This window comes from Brevundimonas sp. (assembly GCF_030704825.1).
GTDB lineage: Bacteria > Pseudomonadota > Alphaproteobacteria > Caulobacterales > Caulobacteraceae > Brevundimonas.
The window spans coordinates 142,404-158,669 of the sequence record NZ_JAUYNX010000001.1 but is presented as its reverse complement, the minus strand read 5'-3'; the positions used below and the strand labels follow the sequence as shown (position 1 = coordinate 158,669).

General features: G+C 70.0%; 19 protein-coding genes and 3 tRNA genes. 18 read left to right on the top strand and 4 right to left on the bottom strand.

Features of this window, described 5'->3' with window-relative positions; genetic code table 11:
• The first annotated feature begins 709 nt into the window (after window positions 1-709).
• The 6 genes from rplM (at window position 710) to msrB (ending at window position 3,897) form a co-directional block, all read left to right on the top strand.
• On the top strand, window positions 710-1,186 hold the full coding sequence (gene rplM / locus Q8Q71_RS00835) for a 50S ribosomal protein L13 (RefSeq protein ID WP_292028878.1): 477 nt from the start codon (window positions 710-712) through the stop codon (window positions 1,184-1,186).
• A 2-nt stretch (window positions 1,187-1,188) separates the two neighbouring features.
• Window positions 1,189-1,710, top strand: a complete 522-nt coding sequence (rpsI, locus tag Q8Q71_RS00830; protein ID WP_305757748.1) for a 30S ribosomal protein S9 — start codon at window positions 1,189-1,191, stop codon at window positions 1,708-1,710.
• A gap of 70 nt (window positions 1,711-1,780) precedes the next feature.
• On the top strand, window positions 1,781-2,035 hold the full coding sequence (locus Q8Q71_RS00825; RefSeq protein ID WP_305757747.1) for a hypothetical protein: 255 nt from the start codon (window positions 1,781-1,783) through the stop codon (window positions 2,033-2,035).
• Window positions 2,036-2,302, top strand: coding sequence for a hypothetical protein (locus tag Q8Q71_RS00820; protein WP_305757746.1), 267 nt, complete (start codon window positions 2,036-2,038; stop codon window positions 2,300-2,302). It begins immediately after the preceding gene.
• On the top strand, window positions 2,299-3,231 hold the full coding sequence (gene argC, locus Q8Q71_RS00815; RefSeq protein ID WP_305757745.1) for an N-acetyl-gamma-glutamyl-phosphate reductase: 933 nt from the start codon (window positions 2,299-2,301) through the stop codon (window positions 3,229-3,231). The genes Q8Q71_RS00820 and argC overlap by 4 nt, the downstream gene beginning before the upstream one ends.
• A gap of 168 nt (window positions 3,232-3,399) precedes the next feature.
• Entirely contained in the window at window positions 3,400-3,897 is a 498-nt protein-coding gene (msrB, locus tag Q8Q71_RS00810; RefSeq protein ID WP_305757744.1) for a peptide-methionine (R)-S-oxide reductase MsrB, read from the top strand.
• On the opposite strand, the gene Q8Q71_RS00805 is transcribed toward msrB, so the two are convergent.
• Both Q8Q71_RS00805 and phaC read right to left on the bottom strand, forming a co-directional pair.
• Entirely contained in the window at window positions 3,885-4,265 is a 381-nt protein-coding gene (locus Q8Q71_RS00805; RefSeq protein WP_305757743.1) for a hypothetical protein, read from the bottom strand. The two genes, msrB and Q8Q71_RS00805, sit on opposite strands and share 13 nt — an antisense overlap.
• Window positions 4,262-6,232, bottom strand: coding sequence for a class I poly(R)-hydroxyalkanoic acid synthase (gene phaC / locus Q8Q71_RS00800; RefSeq protein ID WP_305757742.1), 1,971 nt, complete (start codon window positions 6,230-6,232; stop codon window positions 4,262-4,264). Before phaC ends, Q8Q71_RS00805 begins: the two co-directional genes overlap by 4 nt.
• 121 nt (window positions 6,233-6,353) lie before the next feature.
• Between phaC and Q8Q71_RS00795 the strand changes: the two genes are divergently transcribed.
• The 7 genes from Q8Q71_RS00795 (at window position 6,354) to Q8Q71_RS00765 (ending at window position 11,178) form a co-directional block, all read left to right on the top strand.
• Complete coding sequence (locus Q8Q71_RS00795) at window positions 6,354-6,773, top strand: hypothetical protein (protein WP_305757741.1); 420 nt, start codon at window positions 6,354-6,356, stop codon at window positions 6,771-6,773.
• A 51-nt stretch (window positions 6,774-6,824) separates the two neighbouring features.
• The gene (gene glpX, locus Q8Q71_RS00790) at window positions 6,825-7,781 is read left to right on the top strand and encodes a class II fructose-bisphosphatase (protein ID WP_305757740.1); all 957 of its coding nucleotides are present in this window, start codon (window positions 6,825-6,827) and stop codon (window positions 7,779-7,781) included.
• Window positions 7,781-9,595: a single-stranded-DNA-specific exonuclease RecJ gene (recJ, locus tag Q8Q71_RS00785; RefSeq protein ID WP_305757739.1), complete on the top strand. Its 1,815-nt coding sequence runs from the start codon at window positions 7,781-7,783 to the stop codon at window positions 9,593-9,595. The genes glpX and recJ overlap by 1 nt, the downstream gene beginning before the upstream one ends.
• 98 nt (window positions 9,596-9,693) lie before the next feature.
• Window positions 9,694-9,768, top strand: a tRNA-Glu gene (locus tag Q8Q71_RS00780).
• Window positions 9,769-9,985: 217 nt separating this feature from the next.
• Window positions 9,986-10,549: a cold-shock protein gene (locus Q8Q71_RS00775; RefSeq protein WP_305757738.1), complete on the top strand. Its 564-nt coding sequence runs from the start codon at window positions 9,986-9,988 to the stop codon at window positions 10,547-10,549.
• Between the two features lie 30 nt (window positions 10,550-10,579).
• On the top strand, window positions 10,580-11,047 hold the full coding sequence (locus Q8Q71_RS00770) for a DUF192 domain-containing protein (RefSeq protein WP_305757737.1): 468 nt from the start codon (window positions 10,580-10,582) through the stop codon (window positions 11,045-11,047).
• Window positions 11,048-11,101: 54 nt separating this feature from the next.
• A tRNA-Pro gene (locus tag Q8Q71_RS00765) sits at window positions 11,102-11,178 on the top strand.
• A 9-nt stretch (window positions 11,179-11,187) separates the two neighbouring features.
• On the opposite strand, the gene Q8Q71_RS00760 is transcribed toward Q8Q71_RS00765, so the two are convergent.
• Window positions 11,188-11,889 (bottom strand): VIT family protein, encoded by a 702-nt coding sequence (locus tag Q8Q71_RS00760; RefSeq protein ID WP_305757736.1) that lies wholly within the window; start codon window positions 11,887-11,889, stop codon window positions 11,188-11,190.
• Window positions 11,890-12,074: 185 nt separating this feature from the next.
• Here Q8Q71_RS00760 and Q8Q71_RS00755 point away from each other — a divergent pair, with 185 nt between their 5' ends.
• The 4 genes from Q8Q71_RS00755 (at window position 12,075) to Q8Q71_RS00740 (ending at window position 13,871) form a co-directional block, all read left to right on the top strand.
• Window positions 12,075-12,380 carry an ETC complex I subunit gene (locus Q8Q71_RS00755; protein ID WP_305757735.1) on the top strand — a complete coding sequence of 102 codons (306 nt, stop codon included), beginning with the start codon at window positions 12,075-12,077 and terminating at the stop codon, window positions 12,378-12,380.
• 107 nt (window positions 12,381-12,487) lie between these two features.
• Window positions 12,488-12,564 (top strand) — tRNA-Arg (locus tag Q8Q71_RS00750).
• 38 nt (window positions 12,565-12,602) lie between these two features.
• The gene (locus tag Q8Q71_RS00745) at window positions 12,603-13,376 is read left to right on the top strand and encodes an exodeoxyribonuclease III (RefSeq protein ID WP_305757734.1); all 774 of its coding nucleotides are present in this window, start codon (window positions 12,603-12,605) and stop codon (window positions 13,374-13,376) included.
• A 30-nt stretch (window positions 13,377-13,406) separates the two neighbouring features.
• Window positions 13,407-13,871 (top strand): hypothetical protein, encoded by a 465-nt coding sequence (locus Q8Q71_RS00740; protein WP_305757733.1) that lies wholly within the window; start codon window positions 13,407-13,409, stop codon window positions 13,869-13,871.
• Here Q8Q71_RS00740 and metC read toward each other — a convergent pair.
• Window positions 13,864-15,036, bottom strand: coding sequence for a cystathionine beta-lyase (gene metC / locus Q8Q71_RS00735; protein ID WP_305757732.1), 1,173 nt, complete (start codon window positions 15,034-15,036; stop codon window positions 13,864-13,866). The two genes, Q8Q71_RS00740 and metC, sit on opposite strands and share 8 nt — an antisense overlap.
• 89 nt (window positions 15,037-15,125) lie before the next feature.
• Between metC and Q8Q71_RS00730 the strand changes: the two genes are divergently transcribed.
• Window positions 15,126-16,244, top strand: coding sequence for an amino acid ABC transporter substrate-binding protein (locus Q8Q71_RS00730; RefSeq protein WP_305757731.1), 1,119 nt, complete (start codon window positions 15,126-15,128; stop codon window positions 16,242-16,244).
• Window positions 16,245-16,266: the final 22 nt, after the last annotated feature.

Here is a 16,266-nt window from a genome sequence, read left to right as displayed (position 1 = left end):
GCCGCAGACATTGCTGCCTGCGACGCGGGGCGGACACGACGCCATCAGGCGTCGGCGGTCCGCATCCAGCGGCGCGCGGCGAGCAGGCGGACGCCATCCATCGACGTCCGCAAGGACCCCCGGACTCTCCATCGTCCGGGCTTCATCGCTCGACCACAGCCCGCCGTCATCGAGAACGTGGATCCGACGCCCTCCCCTTCGACGGGATGGGCAGGAGTCTAGACCGGGGCCCAGATGCGGCGCGCAAATGACGCTGCAATTCCGGAAAGGCGTGGAAAAACAATGGGCGGGTTGTAAAAATTGCTGTGTCTGGAAATGAAATTGTCGCAGCACGAATTCCTTCTCCCCCTGAGGGAGAAGGTGGCCCGCAGGGCCGGATGAGGGGGCTGCTTCCGCGGGCTGAATGACGAGGGCAGACGCGGTCCACGGACAGAGGGGCGTTTCACCCCTCATCCGTCTCGCTTCGCGAGCCACCTTCTCCCTCAAGGGGAGAAGGAACGGAAAGCCGCGCGGGAATGACGATAGCGGGGGAGGTGTCGTAGTGCGGTATTTTAATACCGTTTCCATATTCTTGAACTAAAACAATCTACTATGATAAGTGTGACGCGCCAGCCCGCATTGACGCGGCCGGCCCCTTCCTCTATCAGCGCGCCTTCCGCTCGTCCCCGTCATCGGGAGGGGCATCCGATCGTCTCCCAGGACCCTTGAAATGCTGAAGAGCACCACGGCTTCGCTGAAGCCGGCCGAGGTCACGAAGAAATGGATCCACATCGACGCCGAAGGCGTCGTGGTGGGCCGTCTCGCGACCTTCATCGCCAACCGTCTGCGCGGCAAGCACCGCGGCGACTACACCCCGCACGTCGATTGCGGCGACTATGTCGTCGTCACCAACGTCGACAAGGTGGTGTTCACCGGCAAGAAGAACACCGACAAGATCTACTACCGCCACACCGGCCACCCGGGCGGCGTCAAGCAGACGACCCCGGAGAAGGTCCTGAACGGCCGCTTCCCCGAGCGCGTGCTGGAGAAGGCCGTCGAGCGCATGCTGCCCAAGGAGAGCCCGCTGGCCCGCCTGCAGATGACGCACCTGCGCCTGTTCGCCGGCGCGGCGCACACCCATGAAGCCCAACAGCCGGAAACGATCGACTTCAAGTCGGCGTCCGCCAAGAACACCCGGAGCGTCTGAGCATGACCGACGTGACTGCTGAAACCTCCGCCCCGCAGAACGACGCCCCCGCCGCGACCGGCTTCGACGCCCTGCGCGGCCTCGGCACCGTCTCCGCCGAGAACGACGCCCCGGTCTATGTCCAGAAGCTGGACGCCCAGGGCCGCGCCTATTCGACCGGCAAGCGCAAGAACGCGATCGCCCGCGTGTGGATCAAGCCCGGCTCGGGCAAGATCACCATCAACGGCAAGGATCAGATGCAGTATTTCGCCCGCGAAATCCTGCGCATGATGATCGCCCAGCCGCTGGAAGTGACCGACCGCCTGACCCAGTTCGACGTCGACTGCACCGTGCAGGGCTCGGGCCTGTCGGGACAGGCCGGCGCCATCCGCCACGGCCTGTCGCACGCCCTGACCCACTATGAGCCGGCGCTGCGCCCGGTCCTGAAGCCGCACGGCTTCCTGACCCGCGACAGCCGCGTCGTCGAGCGCAAGAAGTACGGCCGCGCCAAGGCCCGCAAGTCCTTCCAGTTCTCGAAGCGCTAGGCCGTTTCACCACGGTATGGATGGGGGCGCTTCGGGAAACCGGAGCGCCCTTTTTCTTTTGGAGAGTCGCATGGCCGTCGGATTTGGCGTGGGATTGCTGGGCTTAATCTCCCTGCTTGTCGCTGTGGCCACGGTCGTCTGGCTGTGGCGGAGCGTGGCGGCGGGTGAGATCGGACTCCTGGGCGGAGGGCTGGCTCCAGTCATCCGACGCGTCAGACAGCCGGTGAAATTCTGGACCGCGGTTGGGGCGATCGCCATCCTCGTTCTGATACCGGCGGCCCTGCTCGCATATTTCTTCCTCAATCTGCTCGATTGGCCTGTCTGAATGACCCACGCCATCTTCATCGACGGCGAGAATGTTAAACGGATAGGTGTCACGGGCGCCGATAGAGACCCGTCCGGCGCCCATCATCTCACCGAGGATGCAGTGGCTGGTGTTGGAGCTGTCGCGATCGGCGACCGGATCGTGATCTTCCTGCTCGACGAGCCGCTCGAATGCGATGCGGTCGTTCAGACGTACCCGGGCTGGGAGCCCCACCTGTTCGGACGTGAACTCGGAGCTTGGCGCCGTCCCTTGGAATCCAAATCATGACCCACACCATCTTCATCGACGGCGAGGCCGGAACCACGGGGCTGGAGATCCGCGAGCGGCTGGAGGCGCGCGGCGATCTGGAACTGATCCTGCTGGGCGACCGGCGGCGCGACGTGGAGGCGCGGCGCGAGGCGCTGAACGCCGCCGACGCGGTGATCCTGTGCCTGCCCGACGAGGCGGCGAAGGAAGCCGTGGCCATGATCGACAATCCGGCGGTGCGGGTCATCGACGCCTCGACGGCCTATCGGGTCGATCCGGCCTGGACCTATGGCTTCGCCGAAATGGCGCCCGGGCAGCGCGAGAGGATCGCGGGCGCGACGCGGGTGTCGAACCCGGGCTGCTATCCGACGGGCTTCATCGGCCTGGTCCGGCCGCTGGTGTCGGCGGGGATCGTGCCGGCGGGCTGGCCGGTGACGGTCAACGCGGTGTCGGGCTATTCGGGCGGCGGCAAGGCGATGATCGCCGAGTTCGAGGCGGGCGGGGCCGGGGCGTATCGCGCCTATGGCCTGTCGCTGAAGCACAAGCACGTGCCGGAGATGACGCTGCACACCGGGCTGGAGCGGCCGGTGCTGTTCGCGCCGGCGGTGGGGGCGTACCGGCAGGGGATGCTGGTCGAGGTTCCGCTGCAGCTGGCGGCCCTGCCGTCGTCGCCGTCGGTCGAGGTGGTGCACGGCGCGCTGGCCGAGGCCTATGCGGGATCGCGCTTCATCGAGGTGGCCGAGCTGGAGGAGAGCGAGGCGATGACCGGGATCGATCCGGAGGGGCTGAACGGGACCAACAAAATGCGCCTGCATGTGTTCGGCGACCGGGGCGGGGATCAGGTCCGGCTGGTCGCGCTGCTGGACAACCTCGGCAAGGGGGCGTCGGGGGCGGCGGTGCAGAACCTGAACCTGATGCTGGGGCTCAGGGAAGAGACCGGTTTGACGTGATCCTTCGCCCCTTGCGGGAGAAGGTGGCAGCCGAAGGCTGACGGATGAGGGGTCGCGCAGGCCGGTGAGACCCCTCATCCGACCTCGCTGCGCTCGGCCACCTTCTCCCGCAAGGGGAGAAGGACGCGCACTTGAAACCTCCGCGATCTTCCCGACGTATCAACCGTCATGACCCACGCCCTGTCCCGCCGTACCCTCCTGACCACCGCCGGCGCGGTCGCCGTGACCGCCTGCTCGCCGGGACCCGCCGACGCCTCGGAGCGGCAGTATGCGAACTCGCCGTTCCGGCGTCTGACCGACGCCCAGTGGCGCACGCGGCTGCCGGCGGCCAGCTACCAGACGCTGCGGCATGAGGCGACCGAGCGGCCGGGCAGCAGTCCGCTGAACGACGAACACCGCGCCGGGACATTCCTTTGCCGGGGCTGCGACCTGCCGCTGTTCCGCTCGTCATGGAAGTTCGACAGTGGCACGGGCTGGCCGAGTTTTTACGACGTCATCGCCGCCAATATCGGGACGAAGACCGACTTCGCCATCGGCTATCCGCGCACCGAATACCACTGCGCCCGCTGCCTGGGGCATCAGGGGCATATCTTCGACGACGGGCCGCGGCCGACCGGAAAACGCTATTGCAACAACGGTGTGGCCCTGAGGTTTCAACCTGCCTGACGGCGCGCCTTGAGCGCGGACTCGACCGTGACGCCGAACCAGACGGCGGCGACGATGACCAGCAGGCCGTAGTCGGGACCGGGCCGGAAGACCGGAATGGCGGCGCAGAGGATCACCACCATCGGAAACAGCCCGGCCCAGGCGGTCACGCCGCGGCTGTCGGGATGGATCAGCGGCGGCCGGACCGGGCTCTTCATCGTCCGCATCAGGATCGGATTGAGCAGCACGAAGCCGCCGGAGCAGATCGCGGCCAGCAACAGGTTGCGCAGCGGCGCGCCCGCGCCGTAGACGCTGACGGTCAGGGTGACGAGGACCAGGGCGAAGCCGGTGGTGACGGCCAGCAGCAGGTTCGGTTCGAGACGCTTCAAGACTTCACTTTCACATAGGAGCCCGGCGCGGCTTCTATCGGCGAAAGCGGGCCCTTTTCAGGATCGCGGGCCGGGACCCAGTCGCCGGACCGTTCATGCAGCCAGGCGGCCCAGTGCTCCCACCAGCTGCCGGGATGCTCCTCGGCCCTGGCCTGCCATTCGGCCAGGGTGGCGGGCAGGGCGGGGTTGGTCCAGTGCTGGTATTTGTGGGCCGAGGGCGGATTGACCACCCCGGCGATATGGCCCGAGCCGGCCAGGGTCAGGGTCACGTCGGCGTTGGAGAAGGCGCGGGCCGAGCGGTAGACCGAATTCATCGGCGCGATATGGTCCTCGCGGCTGGCCTGGAAATAGAGGGGGATGGTCACCTTCGACAGGTCGACGCGGACGCCGCCGATGACGAACTCGCCCCGGGCCAGCTTGTTCTGGCCGTACATGGAGCGGAGGTAGTCCATGTGCAGCTTTTTCGGCATGCGGGTCTGATCGGCGTTCCAGAACAGCAGGTCGAAGGCGGGCGGCGACTTGCCCATCAGATAGTTGCTGACGAAGAACGACCAGATCAGGTCGTTGGCGCGCAGGGCGTTGAAAGTCTCGGCCATGGCCGCGCCGGGCAGGACGCCGCCGGCGGCGTCCATCTGCTGCTCGACCTCATTGAGCCAGTGCTCGTCGGTGAACAGCAGCAGGTCGCCGGCCTCGGCGAAATCATGCTGGGCGGCGAAGAAGGTGTTGGCGGTGACGCGCGTGTCGCCCCTGGCCGCCATATGGGCCAGGGCCGCGCCCATCAATGTGCCGCCTATGCAGTAGCCGACGGTGTTGATGTGCTCGGACTTCGACTGCTCGAGCGCCTTTTCGATGCAGCGGTAGATGCCTTTTTCGAGATAGTCGTCGAAGCCGAAGCCGGCCTTGTCCTTGTCGGGATTGACCCAGGAGCAGACGAAGACGGTGAAGCCCTGGGCCGAGAGCCAGCGGATCATCGAGTTTTCCGGCTGCAGGTCCAGGATGTAGAATTTGTTGATCCACGGCGGGAAGATCAGCAGCGGGATGGCGCGCTGCTTGTCGGTGGCGGGGTCGAACTGGATCAGTTCGAACAGCTCGTCGCGCCAGACCACCTGGCCGGGGGCGGTGGCGACGTTCTCGCCGACGACGAATTTGCCGTAGTCGGCCTGGCTGATCTTCAGCTTGCCGGCGCCGCGCTCCATGTCGGCGGCGAAATTCTGCATGCCCTTGACCAGCGATTCGCCGTTGGACTCGGCCAGGGCCTTGAGGGCGGCGGGGTTGGAGGCGAGGAAGTTGGAGGGGGAGAAGGCGTCGGTCAGCAGCCTGGTGAAGAACTCGGCGCGGCGTTTGACCAGGGGATCGACGTCCTCGACGCTGGAGACCAGGCCGTTCATCCAGTCGGCGGTGACCAGATAGGACTGGCGCATGACGTCGAACATCGGGTTCTCGGACCAGGCCGGGTCCCTGAAGCGCTTGTCCTTCGCCAGTTTCGCGTCGTGGGCGGCGGGCGTCTCGTCGCCGGCGGCGCGGCGGGTGGTGGAGGCCCACAGGTCCATGTAGCGGTTGAACAGGTCGGCCTGGGCGGCGAACAGCTTGTCCGGCCGCGAGGCCAGGCTGGTCATGACGGAGTTCATCGCCGGGCCGACGTTGAAGGGATCGGGCGACAGGGCGGCGGGGCGGTCGGCCTGGGACAGGGCGGCCTCGGCGATGGCCGACTGGGCCGTCATGGCGGCCTTGGCCAGGTTCAGGGACAGGGTTTCGAGCATCTGCCGCTGGTCGGCGCCGGGGAAGGCGAAGGCGTCGGCGCGCGGGGCCACGGGCTCGGGGGCCGGCTCCGGGTGCGGCGCGGGCTGTTCCGCCGGCCGGGCCCTGGCGGCGCGGGGACGGGGCGGCTTGGCCGAGGTGGGACGGCCGGACTTGCGCGGCGGGCGCGGAGCGGCGTCGGCGGGCGGAGGAGTCGGGCGCTTGGCCATGGGGAAGGCTCCGGGGATCGTCAGGATCGGTCGCAAGGGTCGCGCGCCCTTCCGCCTGTCGCGATCATGGCATATGACCGCCCCTGATATGAACGCGCCGATCCGGAAAATTGCAGCCGTGATGTCCGCCGTCGCCGCGAGCGGCGGCCTGGCGGCCTGCGCCGGGTCGTTCGACCCGGACACCGACCCCGGTTCGCCGGCAGCCGCCCGGGTCCAGGCGCTGGTCGACGCCAACCGCGAATATCCCCGCTGGGCCGATTTTCCGAGGTCCGCCGACGCGCCGCCCGAACCGATGGCGATCGCGGCCAAGGTCAATACGCTGCGGGTCACCGGCGGCGCCCTGGCGGGCGAGGTCTCGCGCATCGACTGGCAAACCACCGGCGATCCCGAGGCCTTCGTCGCCGAGGTGCAGGCCAGGGTGGGCGCGGTCCCGGTCGCGCCGGCGACCGCCCGGACCCAGGCCGAGATCGACGACTTCGTGCGGCGCGCGCGCGAGCGCGGCCGCGCCCCGCCGCCGGTGGATCGCCGTCCGGCCCAATAGAACAGTCGCCCGGACGTCAGAATCCGGGGATCATCGTCTCAGGAGAACGCCATGGCCGGATCGGCCCCCTATGCTTCGACTCTGGCCGCCGACGCCGCGCGGGTGACCGAACTGGCCGCCATCGCCTCCTATGCCGGGATCGGCCGCGGCGACGAGAAGGCCGCGGACCAGCTGGCGGTCGACGCCATGCGCACGGCGCTGAACGCGCTGGATATCGACGGCAAGATCGTCATCGGCGAGGGCGAGCGCGACGAGGCGCCGATGCTGTACATCGGCGAGAAGGTCGGCACCGGGAAGGGGCCGGCCATCGACATCGCCCTGGACCCGCTGGAAGGCACGACCCTGACGGCCAAGGCCATGGCCAACGCCCTGTGCGTGCTGTCGATGTCGCCGGGCGGCGGCATGCTGCACGCCCCTGACACCTATATGGACAAGATCGCCATCGGCCCGGGCTTCGCGCCCGGCACGGTCGATCTGGACATGAAGCCCCAGGACAATGTCCGCTCCCTGGCCTCGGCCAAGGGGGTGAACCCTTCGGAGATCACCGTCTGCGTCATGGACCGGCCGCGCCACGCCGAGCTGATCGCCGCCCTGCGCGAGGTCGGGGCCAAGGTGGTGCTGATCACCGACGGCGACGTGGCGGGCGTGATCCACACCGCCGAGCCAGAGACGGGCATCGACCTGTACCTGGGGTCGGGCGGGGCGCCGGAAGGCGTGCTGGCGGCCAGCGCCCTGAAATGCGTCGGCGGCCATTTCCAGGGCCGGCTGATCTTCCGCAACGACGACGAGCGGGCGCGCGCCGCCAGGACGGGCGTGACCGATCTGGACCGCAAATACGACCTGCACGAACTGGTGTCCAAGGACGCCATCTTCGCCGCCACCGGGGTGACCAAGGGCGCCATGCTGGACGGGGTCAAGGTCGCCGACGGCTTCGTTTCCACCCATACGTTGGTGATGGATTCCTCGACCCGGACCGTCCAGCGCATCCGCACGATCCGGCCGCTCTGATGGCCGACGGGGGCGCGGTCTCCGACTTTGGACCGGCCTTCCTGGGCGTGTCCCGCTCCCTGTCCGGTCGCGTCTGGCGGCAGAGGCCCGCCGAGGCGGGGCTGATCCGCAGCCATATGCAGACTCTCGGTCTGGAAGAACCGCTGGCGCGGGCGCTGGCGGCGCGCGGCGTGCGGGCGGACCAGGGGGCGGACTTCCTGCAGCCGACGCTGAAGGCGCTGTTCCCCGATCCCTCCAGCTTCATGGACATGGACGCGGCGGCCGGGGCGATCCTCGACGCCCTGCAGGCGAAGGCCTCGATCCATGTCTTCGCCGACTATGACGTGGACGGCGCCTCGAGCGCGGCCCTGCTGGTGCGCTGGTTCCGGGCCATGGGCGCGGACCTGCCGATCTATGTGCCGGACAGGATGACCGAGGGGTACGGCCCCAGCGCGCGGGCGTTCGACACCCTCAAGGCCTCGGGCGCCGATCTGGTCATCACCGTGGACTGCGGCGCGGCAGCCAATGAGGCGGTGGCGCACGCGGCGGCGATCGGGCTGAAGGTCGTGGTCATCGACCATCACATGATGCGCGAGCATCCGCCGGTCTGCGCCGCCGTGGTCAATCCGAACCGGCCCGGCTGCAACTCGGGACAGGGCAATCTGGCGGCGGCGGGGGTGGTGTTCGTGCTGCTGGCGGCGCTGAACCGCGAGGCGCGGCGGCGCGGGATGTTCGCGGACGTGAAGGAGCCGGACATCCGCCAGTGGCTGGATCTGGCGGCCATGGGGGCGATCTGCGACGTCACCGGCCTGACGGGCTTCAACCGGGCGCTGACCAGCCTGGGCCTCAGGCGGATGTCGGAGTGGGGCAATCCGGGCCTGAGGGCGCTGCTGGCGGCGGCGGGGGTCGAACCGGGGCCGGCCAAGTCGAACCATGCGGGCTTCATTCTCGGGCCGCGCATCAACGCCGGGGGGCGGATCGGCAAGTCGGACCTCGGCGCGCGGCTGCTGTCGACCGACGACCCCGAAGAGGCGATGACGCTGGCGCAGGAGCTGGACGCGCTGAACATCGCCCGGCGCGAGGTGGAGAAGCAGGTCACCGATCAGGCCACGCGGATGGTCGAGGCGACCGGCGCCCACGCGGACGGCTCGGCGGTGGTGGTGGTCGAGGGCGACGACTGGCATCCTGGCGTGGTCGGGATCGTGGCCGGGCGGCTGCGCGAGCGCTGGCGCAAGCCGGTGGTGGTCATCGGCGTCGATGCGGTGAACGGCGTCGGCAAGGGCTCGGGCCGGTCCCAGCCGGGCATGAATCTGGGCAAGGCGGTGCAGGCGGCCTGGGAGGGCGGCGTGCTGATGGCCGGGGGCGGACACGCCATGGCGGCCGGTCTGACCGTGCGGACCGACGACATCGGGCGGCTGCGCGACTTCCTCAACGAGCGGATGGCGGGCGAGCAGGCGGCGGCGGATGCGCTGGATCTGGTCGAGATCGACGCCCTGATCGATCCGGGCGCGGCGACGCGGGGTCTGTTCGAACAGTTCGAGCAGCTGGCGCCGTTCGGTCCGGCCAACCCGGAGCCGCTGTTCGCCCTGGAGCACGTGCAGGCGCGCGACGCCGTGGCCATGAACGGCGGCCATGTGCGCTGCCGCCTGGTCGGGGCCGACGGGGCCTCGGTGAAGGCCATCGCCTGGCGCTGCGCCGACCTGCCCGGCGGCCAGTCCCTGCTGTCCGGACAGGGCGGGCTCTGCGTGGCCGGGCGACTCAAGGCGGACGACTGGAACGGCCGCCGGGGCGTGCAATTCGAGATCGAGGACGTGGCCGATCCGCGGATGGCGTGACCGCTCGCCAGGCCGCCTCCGCATTCGCGAGACGAATGGGGCGGAGAAGGGTTGCACGGCCCGGAATCGGCGGCTATATCGCCCGCTCTCCGCGCAGCGGTCCCTTCGTCTATCGGTTAGGACGTCAGGTTTTCAACCTGAAAAGAGGGGTTCGACTCCCCTAGGGACTGCCACGCGGAGCCTCCTCCCCGACATCGCCAGACGCTCCGGAATCCCGCGCGGGCGGCCGGTCACGCGCCGGGCGTCGGCCTGCCGCGTGGCGGCGCGACGGCATCGCCCGGGCAAATTCTTTCATCCGGACTGTGAAACCGGTGTTTTTCGCTTTTCCGGGGTTCACAGAACCGTGTTAAACAAGCGCCGCCCGTACCGATCGCGGGCGGGGGGAAGGCTGTGTCCGACTACGAGGGCGTTGAGACGGTCGAGACGGTGCGTATCGCCGGCCGGGTGAAGTGGTTCGATCCCGGCAAGGGATACGGCTTCATCGTGCCCGACGATCCGAGCCTGACCGACATGAAGGACGTGCTGCTGCACATCTCCAGCCTGCGTGACAGCGGGCGGGACGCGGCGGCCGAGGGCGCCCCGATCCGCTGCGACTGCGCCCGCCGGCCCAAGGGCTGGCAGGTGATCGAGGTTCACGAACTGGGCGACGGCGATCCGGAACAGGCTTCGGCGCCCCGCCGTACCGGCTATGACGGCCTGAAACAGAGCGCCCGCCTCGACGGCGAGGCCTCGTCCCCGTCGGGACCGATGGAGGCGGCGGTCGTCAAATGGTTCAATCGGACCAAGGGCTACGGATTCGTGGTGCGCGACGGCGAACCGGGCGATATCTTCGTCCATGTCGAGACGTTGCGGCGGTGCGGGCTGGACGACCTGCTGCCCGGCGAGACGGTTTCGGTGCGATTCGCCGAGGGGCCCAAGGGCCTGGTGGTCGCGGAAATCAGACCGGGCGGATGAACCATCCGTCCCAATGAGGATGGATCGGCAATGATCAACCGTCGTGGACTTCTGGGCGCCCTGTCCGGCCTGATGCTGCTGGCCGCCTGCGCCGGCGCGCCGACCGACGCCAAGGGCGATCCGCTCGAGCCGCTGACCATCACCACCGCCAGCGGCGAGCACCGCTTCATGGTCGAGATCGCCGACGACGACGCCGAGCGGCAGCGCGGCCTGATGGAGCGCGAGCCCCTGGCCGACGACCGCGGCATGCTGTTCCAGTTCCCGGACGTGGCCGAGCGCGGCTTCTGGATGCGCAACACCCCCAGCTCGCTGGACATCATCTATATCGACCCGCGCGGCCGGATCGTCTCGATCGCGAAGAACGCCACGCCCCTGTCCGACGCCATCATCCCCTCGAACGGACCGGCCAGCGGCGTGCTGGAGCTGCGGGCCGGCCGCGCCGACGAGATCGGGGCCCGGGCCGGCGACAAGGTCAGCCACCCCTTCTTCGCCGAATAGCCCTGCCGCGCGTTGCGGCGGGGGGCGGCGCGTGGCAAGAGGCCGCCTCTGGTTCGGGGTGTAGCGCAGCCTGGTAGCGCATCTGCTTTGGGAGCAGAGGGTCGGAGGTTCGAATCCTCTCGCCCCGACCAGATAATTTTCTAGACCACCGTTCCGAACAGGCGGCCGATGCCCGCGGTGGCGGCCATGGCGATCGCGCCCCAGAAGGCCACGCGAATCACCGATCGCGGCACATCGGCGCCGCCCGCCGCGGCGCCCAATGCGCCGAGCCCCATCAGGCCAGCCAGGGTGATGAGGCTGACCCAGACCATCAACCCGGTCAGAGGCGCCAGCAGAACCACGATCAACGGCGGGGTCGCGCCGAGGGCGAAGGTCAGGGCCGAGGTCAGGGCGGCCTGGACCGGCCGGGCGGTGGTGAAGTCCGAAATGCCCAGTTCGTCGCGGGCGTGGGCGCCCAAGGCGTCCCGGGCCATGAGTTGCCGCGCCACCTGCCGCGACAGGGCGGGTTCGACGCCGCGGGCGGCGTAGATCGCCGCCAGCTCGTTGACCTCGGCTTCCGGATCTGCGGCCAGTTCGGCGGTCTCGCGGGCGATGTCGGCCTTTTCGGTGTCGGACTGGGAACTGACCGAGACGTACTCGCCGGCCGCCATCGACATGGCCCCGGCCACCAGTCCGGCGATCCCGGCGAGCAGGACTCCGCCGCGGGGGGCCTCCGCCGCGGCCACGCCCACCACCAGGCTGGCGGTGGAGACGAGGCCGTCGTTGGCGCCCAGCACCGCGGCCCTCAGCCAGCCGATGCGGGCGACGAGATGGCGTTCCGGGTGGCGTTCGAGGCGGCTCATGGACGGTTCCCCAAGTCGGGGCAGCATGCGCGTCAGGGCCCCGTCCTTCAATCCACGATGGCGAGCACGCGGCGGCGACGTGCAGGCCGATGGCCGGGCGGCTGAACGCCGCTGGACCCCGCGTCGACCGGACGCTATTTGACCCGCACGCGGGCCACCTGGCCCGACGTCGCCCGAGGTTCGTCATGCTCGCCCGCATCTACCGCCCCGCCAAGACCGCCATGCAGTCCGGCAAGGCCTCCTCGAGAGGCTGGCGGCTGGAGTTCGAGCCGGCCTCGGCGCGGACGATCGATCCGCTGATGGGCTGGACCAGCTCCAGCGACATGAACGGCCAGGTGCGGCTGAGCTTCGATTCGGCGGAAGAGGCGGTGGCCTACGCCGAGCGCCACGGCATTCCGTTCCGCCTGCACCAGCCGCAGGAGGCGCCGGTGATCCTCAAGGCCTATGCCGACAATTTCGCCACCGGCCGCAAACAGCCCTGGACGCACTGAGCGGGGGTGCGGCTACCGCTCGCCGCGCGTCCCGGCCTTCTCCGGGATAACGGGCTCGCTGCTTGAGCCGCGGGGTCAGGGCGGCTAACGCTCGCTACAGCCCCAGGGCGCCCATAGCTCAACCGGATAGAGCACCCGCCTTCTAAGCGGACGGTTGCAGGTTCGAGTCCTGCTGGGCGCGCCACGGGCAACCGGCGCGGCCGCGCTTCGTTCAGCCCGGCGATGCGGATCGCCACCTTCAACATCAACGGGGTCAACACCCGGCTGGCCAATCTGCTGGACTGGCTGGAGGCGGCGCGGCCGGACGTGGTCTGCCTGCAGGAACTGAAGGCGAGCGACGCGCAGTTTCCGGCCGCCGCGATCCGGGCGGCGGGCTATCACGCGGTCTGGAAGGGCGAGCATCGCTGGAACGGGGTGGCCATACTGTCTCGGGGCGGGGAGCCCGTGGCGACGCGCCGGGCCCTGCCGGGCGAGCCGTCCGACGGGCAGGGCCGCTACATCGAGGCGGCGGTGGACGGGGTGCTGATCGCCTCGCTCTACCTGCCCAACGGCAATCCGCAGCCGGGGCCGAAGTTCGACTACAAACTGGCGTGGTTCGAGCGGCTGACCGCCCATGCGGCCGGGCTGATGGCGAGCGGGGCGCCGGTGGTGCTGGCCGGCGACTACAATGTCGTGCCGACCGAGGCCGACATCTACAACAGCCGCTCGTGGAAGAAGGACGCCCTGCTGCAGCCGGAGAGCCGGGCGGCGTATGCACGACTGCTGGAGCAGGGCTGGACCGACGCCCTGCGCGAGCGATTCCCGCGGGATCCCCCGCCGTGGACCTTCTGGCAGTATTTCCGTCAGGCGTGGGAGCGGGACGCGGGGCTGAGGATCGACCATCTGCTGCTGAGCCCGGCGGCGGCGGAGCGGCTGACCGACGCGGGCGTGGACCGGGAGGTGCGCGGACGGGAGCGGGCCAGCGACCATGCGCCGGTCTGGATCGAACTGGACTGAACCGGACGCGGGGCCGGCCGTTCGGACGGCATGGCGCGCGCCCTGAAGGTCTTTTCGTATTCCGACGGCTTCCACTCGTGGACGGTGGCGGCGCCGTCGCGGGCCCGGGCGCTGGCGGCCTGGGGCGTGAAGCGCGACCTGTTCAAGGACGGGTCGGCCGTGGAGGCGGCGGAGGGGCCGGACAGGGAGGCGGCGCTGAAAGCGCCGGGGGAACTGATCGAGCGCGGGCTGTCCGTGGATATCGGCAAGGTGGAGAAGACGGCGGCGCCCAGGGCGAAGGCGAAGCGGAGCCCGAGTGCGAAGGACGTGGCGCGGGTCGAGGCGCTGGAGGCCGAGCTGGCGGCGCTGGACGAGGCCCAGGCGGACGAGACGGCGGCCCTGGACGCGCGGCGCGACGCGCTGGAGCGGGAGGCCGGGGCGCTTGGGCGGAGTCAGACGAGGGCGCGGGACGCGCTGAAGGCCCGGCTGAAGGCGGCGCGGGCGAAGGTCAGCTGACGGCGGCGCGCCAGGCGGCCAGGCCGGTCTCGAGATCGGCGATCAGGTCGGCCGCGTCCTCGAGACCGACATGGAGGCGCAGAAGTTCGCCGGCCAGCTTCGGCGGCGAGCGGCGACCCGCCAGCTGGCCGGTCTCGTGGGTGATCAGGCTTTCGAACCCGCCCCAGGAATAGCCGAGGCCGAACAGTTCCAGCGCCGAGAGCAGGGCGTGGGCGGCGGCCTCGTCTCCGCCCCGGGTGACGACGCCGAGGATGGAGGCGGCGCCGGCGTAGTCGCGGCGCCAGAGGTCGTGGCCGACCGAGCCGGGCAGGGCGGGATAGAGGACCCCGGCGACCTCGGGCCGGGCCTTGAGCCAGTCGGCGACGATGAGGGCCGAGCGGGCCTGTTCGGCGTAGCGCAGCGGCAGGGTGCGGACGCCGCGCAGGGCCAGCCAGGCGTCGTCGGGCGAAACCCGCCAGCCGAGGTCCTCGAGCGTTTCGGCGATGGACCGGCCGACCGCCGGGTCGGCGACGGCGATCGAGCCCATCAGCAGGTCGGAGTGGCCGGCGACGTATTTGGTCACCGCCTGGACGCTGACGTCGACGCCGTGGGCCAGGGGGCGGAAGGCCAGGCCGGCGGCCCAGGTGTTGTCCATGACCGTCAGCACGCCCCGCGCCCGGCAGGCGGCGGCGAGGGCCGGGACGTCCAGCATCTCGAAGGTCAGGGACGAGGGCGATTCGATGAGCAGGACGCGGGTGCGGTCGGTGAGGGCGGCGAGGACGGCCCCGGTCGTCGCCTCGGCGGGGTGGAAGACGGTCGTCACGCCGCGGGCGCCCATGTGCCGCTTCAGAAAGCGGCGGCTGGGGCCGTAGAGGGCGTCGGTGGTCAGCACCTCGTCGCCGGACCGCAGCAGCGCAGTCAGGGGCACGGTGACGGCGGCGAGGCCGGACGGCACCAGCCAGACGTCGGCGGCGCCCTCGAGGTCGGCCAGCAGGGCGCGCAGCTCGCGGGCGGCGGACAGGTCCTCGATGCCGTAGACCGGGCCGAGGCTCTCGTCCCTCAGGGCCCCGGGCGCGTCGTTGAGCAGGGTGGAGGCGCGTTCGACGGGCGGGCTGACCGGGCGGCGTCCCGAACCCCGGCGGGTGGCGGATGCGATCAGGCGGGTGCGGTCGGTTCGATCGGACATGGGGGCCGGGACGAAGGGTTGCGGTTCAGTCTCCAAAGGCCTCTAAAGCAGGCGGGGCGCAAGGTCTGACGAATTTCGGCGAGGCGCGGATGCGGACACGACGGGCGGGGCGGAGAGCGGCGGACGCGGGGCTGGCGCTCCTGATCGGGCTGATCCTGGCCGCCTGCGGGCGCGGCGAGCCCGAGGCCGACGCCGGAAAGGGCGCCGAGGCCGAGCCCGGGACCCAGACGGCCGCGCCGGAATTCGCCAGCCCGACCCTGGCCGCGATCAAGCGGCGCGGCCGGCTGAACTGCGGCGTGCACGAGGGGCTGGTCGGCTTCGCCTATACCGACAATCGCGGCGAGTGGCGCGGTTTCGACGCCGACTTCTGCCGCGCCCTGGCCGCGGCGGTGCTGGGCGACGCCCGGGCGGTCAGGTTCGTGCCCCTGACCGGCAGCCAGCGGTTCGAGGCCTTGCGCAGCGGGCGGGTCGACGTGCTGTGGCGTTCGACCTCGTGGACGCTGACGCGGGAGGCTCGCGAAGGAATCCGCTTCGCCGGGGTCAACTATTACGACGGCCAGGGATTCCTGGTGCGGCGATCGCTGGACCTGGCCAGCGCGGCCGAGCTGAACGGCGCCCGGGTGTGCGTCCAGCGCGCCACCACCTCCGAACTGAACGTGGCGGACTGGTTCCGGGCGCGGGACCTGGAATACACGCCGGTGCCGGGCGCGAACGAGGAGGCGGCGCGGGCGGCCTATGCGCGGGAGGACTGCGACGCCCTGACCGCGGACATCTCGGCCCTGGCGGCGGCGCGGACGACCCTGTCCAATCCCGAACAGCACGCCCTGCTGCCCGACGTGATCTCCAAGGAGCCTCTGGGCCCGGCGGTCAGACGCGGCGACGAGGCCTGGACCTCGATCGTGCGCTGGACCCTGCACGCCCTGATCCTGGCCGAGGAGCTGGGGGTCACGAGCGGCAACGCGGACCGGCTGGCCGGGGAATCTCCCAATCCGCAGATTCGCCGGCTGCTGGGCGTCGAGGGGGAGATCGGGCCGCTGCTGGGATTGCGCAAGGATTGGGCGAAGTCGGCGATCCAAGCCGAGGGAAACTATGGTGAAATCTTTTCGCGGAACGTCGGAACGGATTCGCCTCTCGACCTGGCCCGCGGGCTTAACGCACAATGGAACGCAACGCCGGGCGGGCTGATCTACGCCCTGCCGATCCGATAACGACATCGGCCGAGGGGCCGGG

Excerpts from the sequence above, each read along its gene's own strand:
- Q8Q71_RS00730 (WP_305757731.1), top strand. The coding sequence starts at position 15,126 with ATGCGGACACGACGGGCGGGGCGGAGAGCGGCGGACGCGGGGCTGGCG.
- Q8Q71_RS00770 (WP_305757737.1), top strand. The coding sequence starts at position 10,580 with ATGATCAACCGTCGTGGACTTCTGGGCGCCCTGTCCGGCCTGATGCTG.
- Q8Q71_RS00760 (WP_305757736.1), bottom strand. The coding sequence starts at position 11,889 with ATGAGCCGCCTCGAACGCCACCCGGAACGCCATCTCGTCGCCCGCATC.
- glpX (WP_305757740.1), top strand. The coding sequence starts at position 6,825 with ATGGCCGGATCGGCCCCCTATGCTTCGACTCTGGCCGCCGACGCCGCG.
- phaC (WP_305757742.1), bottom strand. The coding sequence starts at position 6,232 with ATGGCCAAGCGCCCGACTCCTCCGCCCGCCGACGCCGCTCCGCGCCCG.
- Q8Q71_RS00740 (WP_305757733.1), top strand. The coding sequence starts at position 13,407 with ATGGCGCGCGCCCTGAAGGTCTTTTCGTATTCCGACGGCTTCCACTCG.
- rplM (WP_292028878.1), top strand. The coding sequence starts at position 710 with ATGCTGAAGAGCACCACGGCTTCGCTGAAGCCGGCCGAGGTCACGAAG.
- Q8Q71_RS00820 (WP_305757746.1), top strand. The coding sequence starts at position 2,036 with ATGACCCACGCCATCTTCATCGACGGCGAGAATGTTAAACGGATAGGT.
- Q8Q71_RS00825 (WP_305757747.1), top strand. The coding sequence starts at position 1,781 with ATGGCCGTCGGATTTGGCGTGGGATTGCTGGGCTTAATCTCCCTGCTT.
- Q8Q71_RS00755 (WP_305757735.1), top strand. The coding sequence starts at position 12,075 with ATGCTCGCCCGCATCTACCGCCCCGCCAAGACCGCCATGCAGTCCGGC.
- metC (WP_305757732.1), bottom strand. The coding sequence starts at position 15,036 with ATGTCCGATCGAACCGACCGCACCCGCCTGATCGCATCCGCCACCCGC.
- recJ (WP_305757739.1), top strand. The coding sequence starts at position 7,781 with ATGGCCGACGGGGGCGCGGTCTCCGACTTTGGACCGGCCTTCCTGGGC.
- Q8Q71_RS00795 (WP_305757741.1), top strand. The coding sequence starts at position 6,354 with ATGTCCGCCGTCGCCGCGAGCGGCGGCCTGGCGGCCTGCGCCGGGTCG.
- argC (WP_305757745.1), top strand. The coding sequence starts at position 2,299 with ATGACCCACACCATCTTCATCGACGGCGAGGCCGGAACCACGGGGCTG.
- rpsI (WP_305757748.1), top strand. The coding sequence starts at position 1,189 with ATGACCGACGTGACTGCTGAAACCTCCGCCCCGCAGAACGACGCCCCC.
- msrB (WP_305757744.1), top strand. The coding sequence starts at position 3,400 with ATGACCCACGCCCTGTCCCGCCGTACCCTCCTGACCACCGCCGGCGCG.
- Q8Q71_RS00745 (WP_305757734.1), top strand. The coding sequence starts at position 12,603 with ATGCGGATCGCCACCTTCAACATCAACGGGGTCAACACCCGGCTGGCC.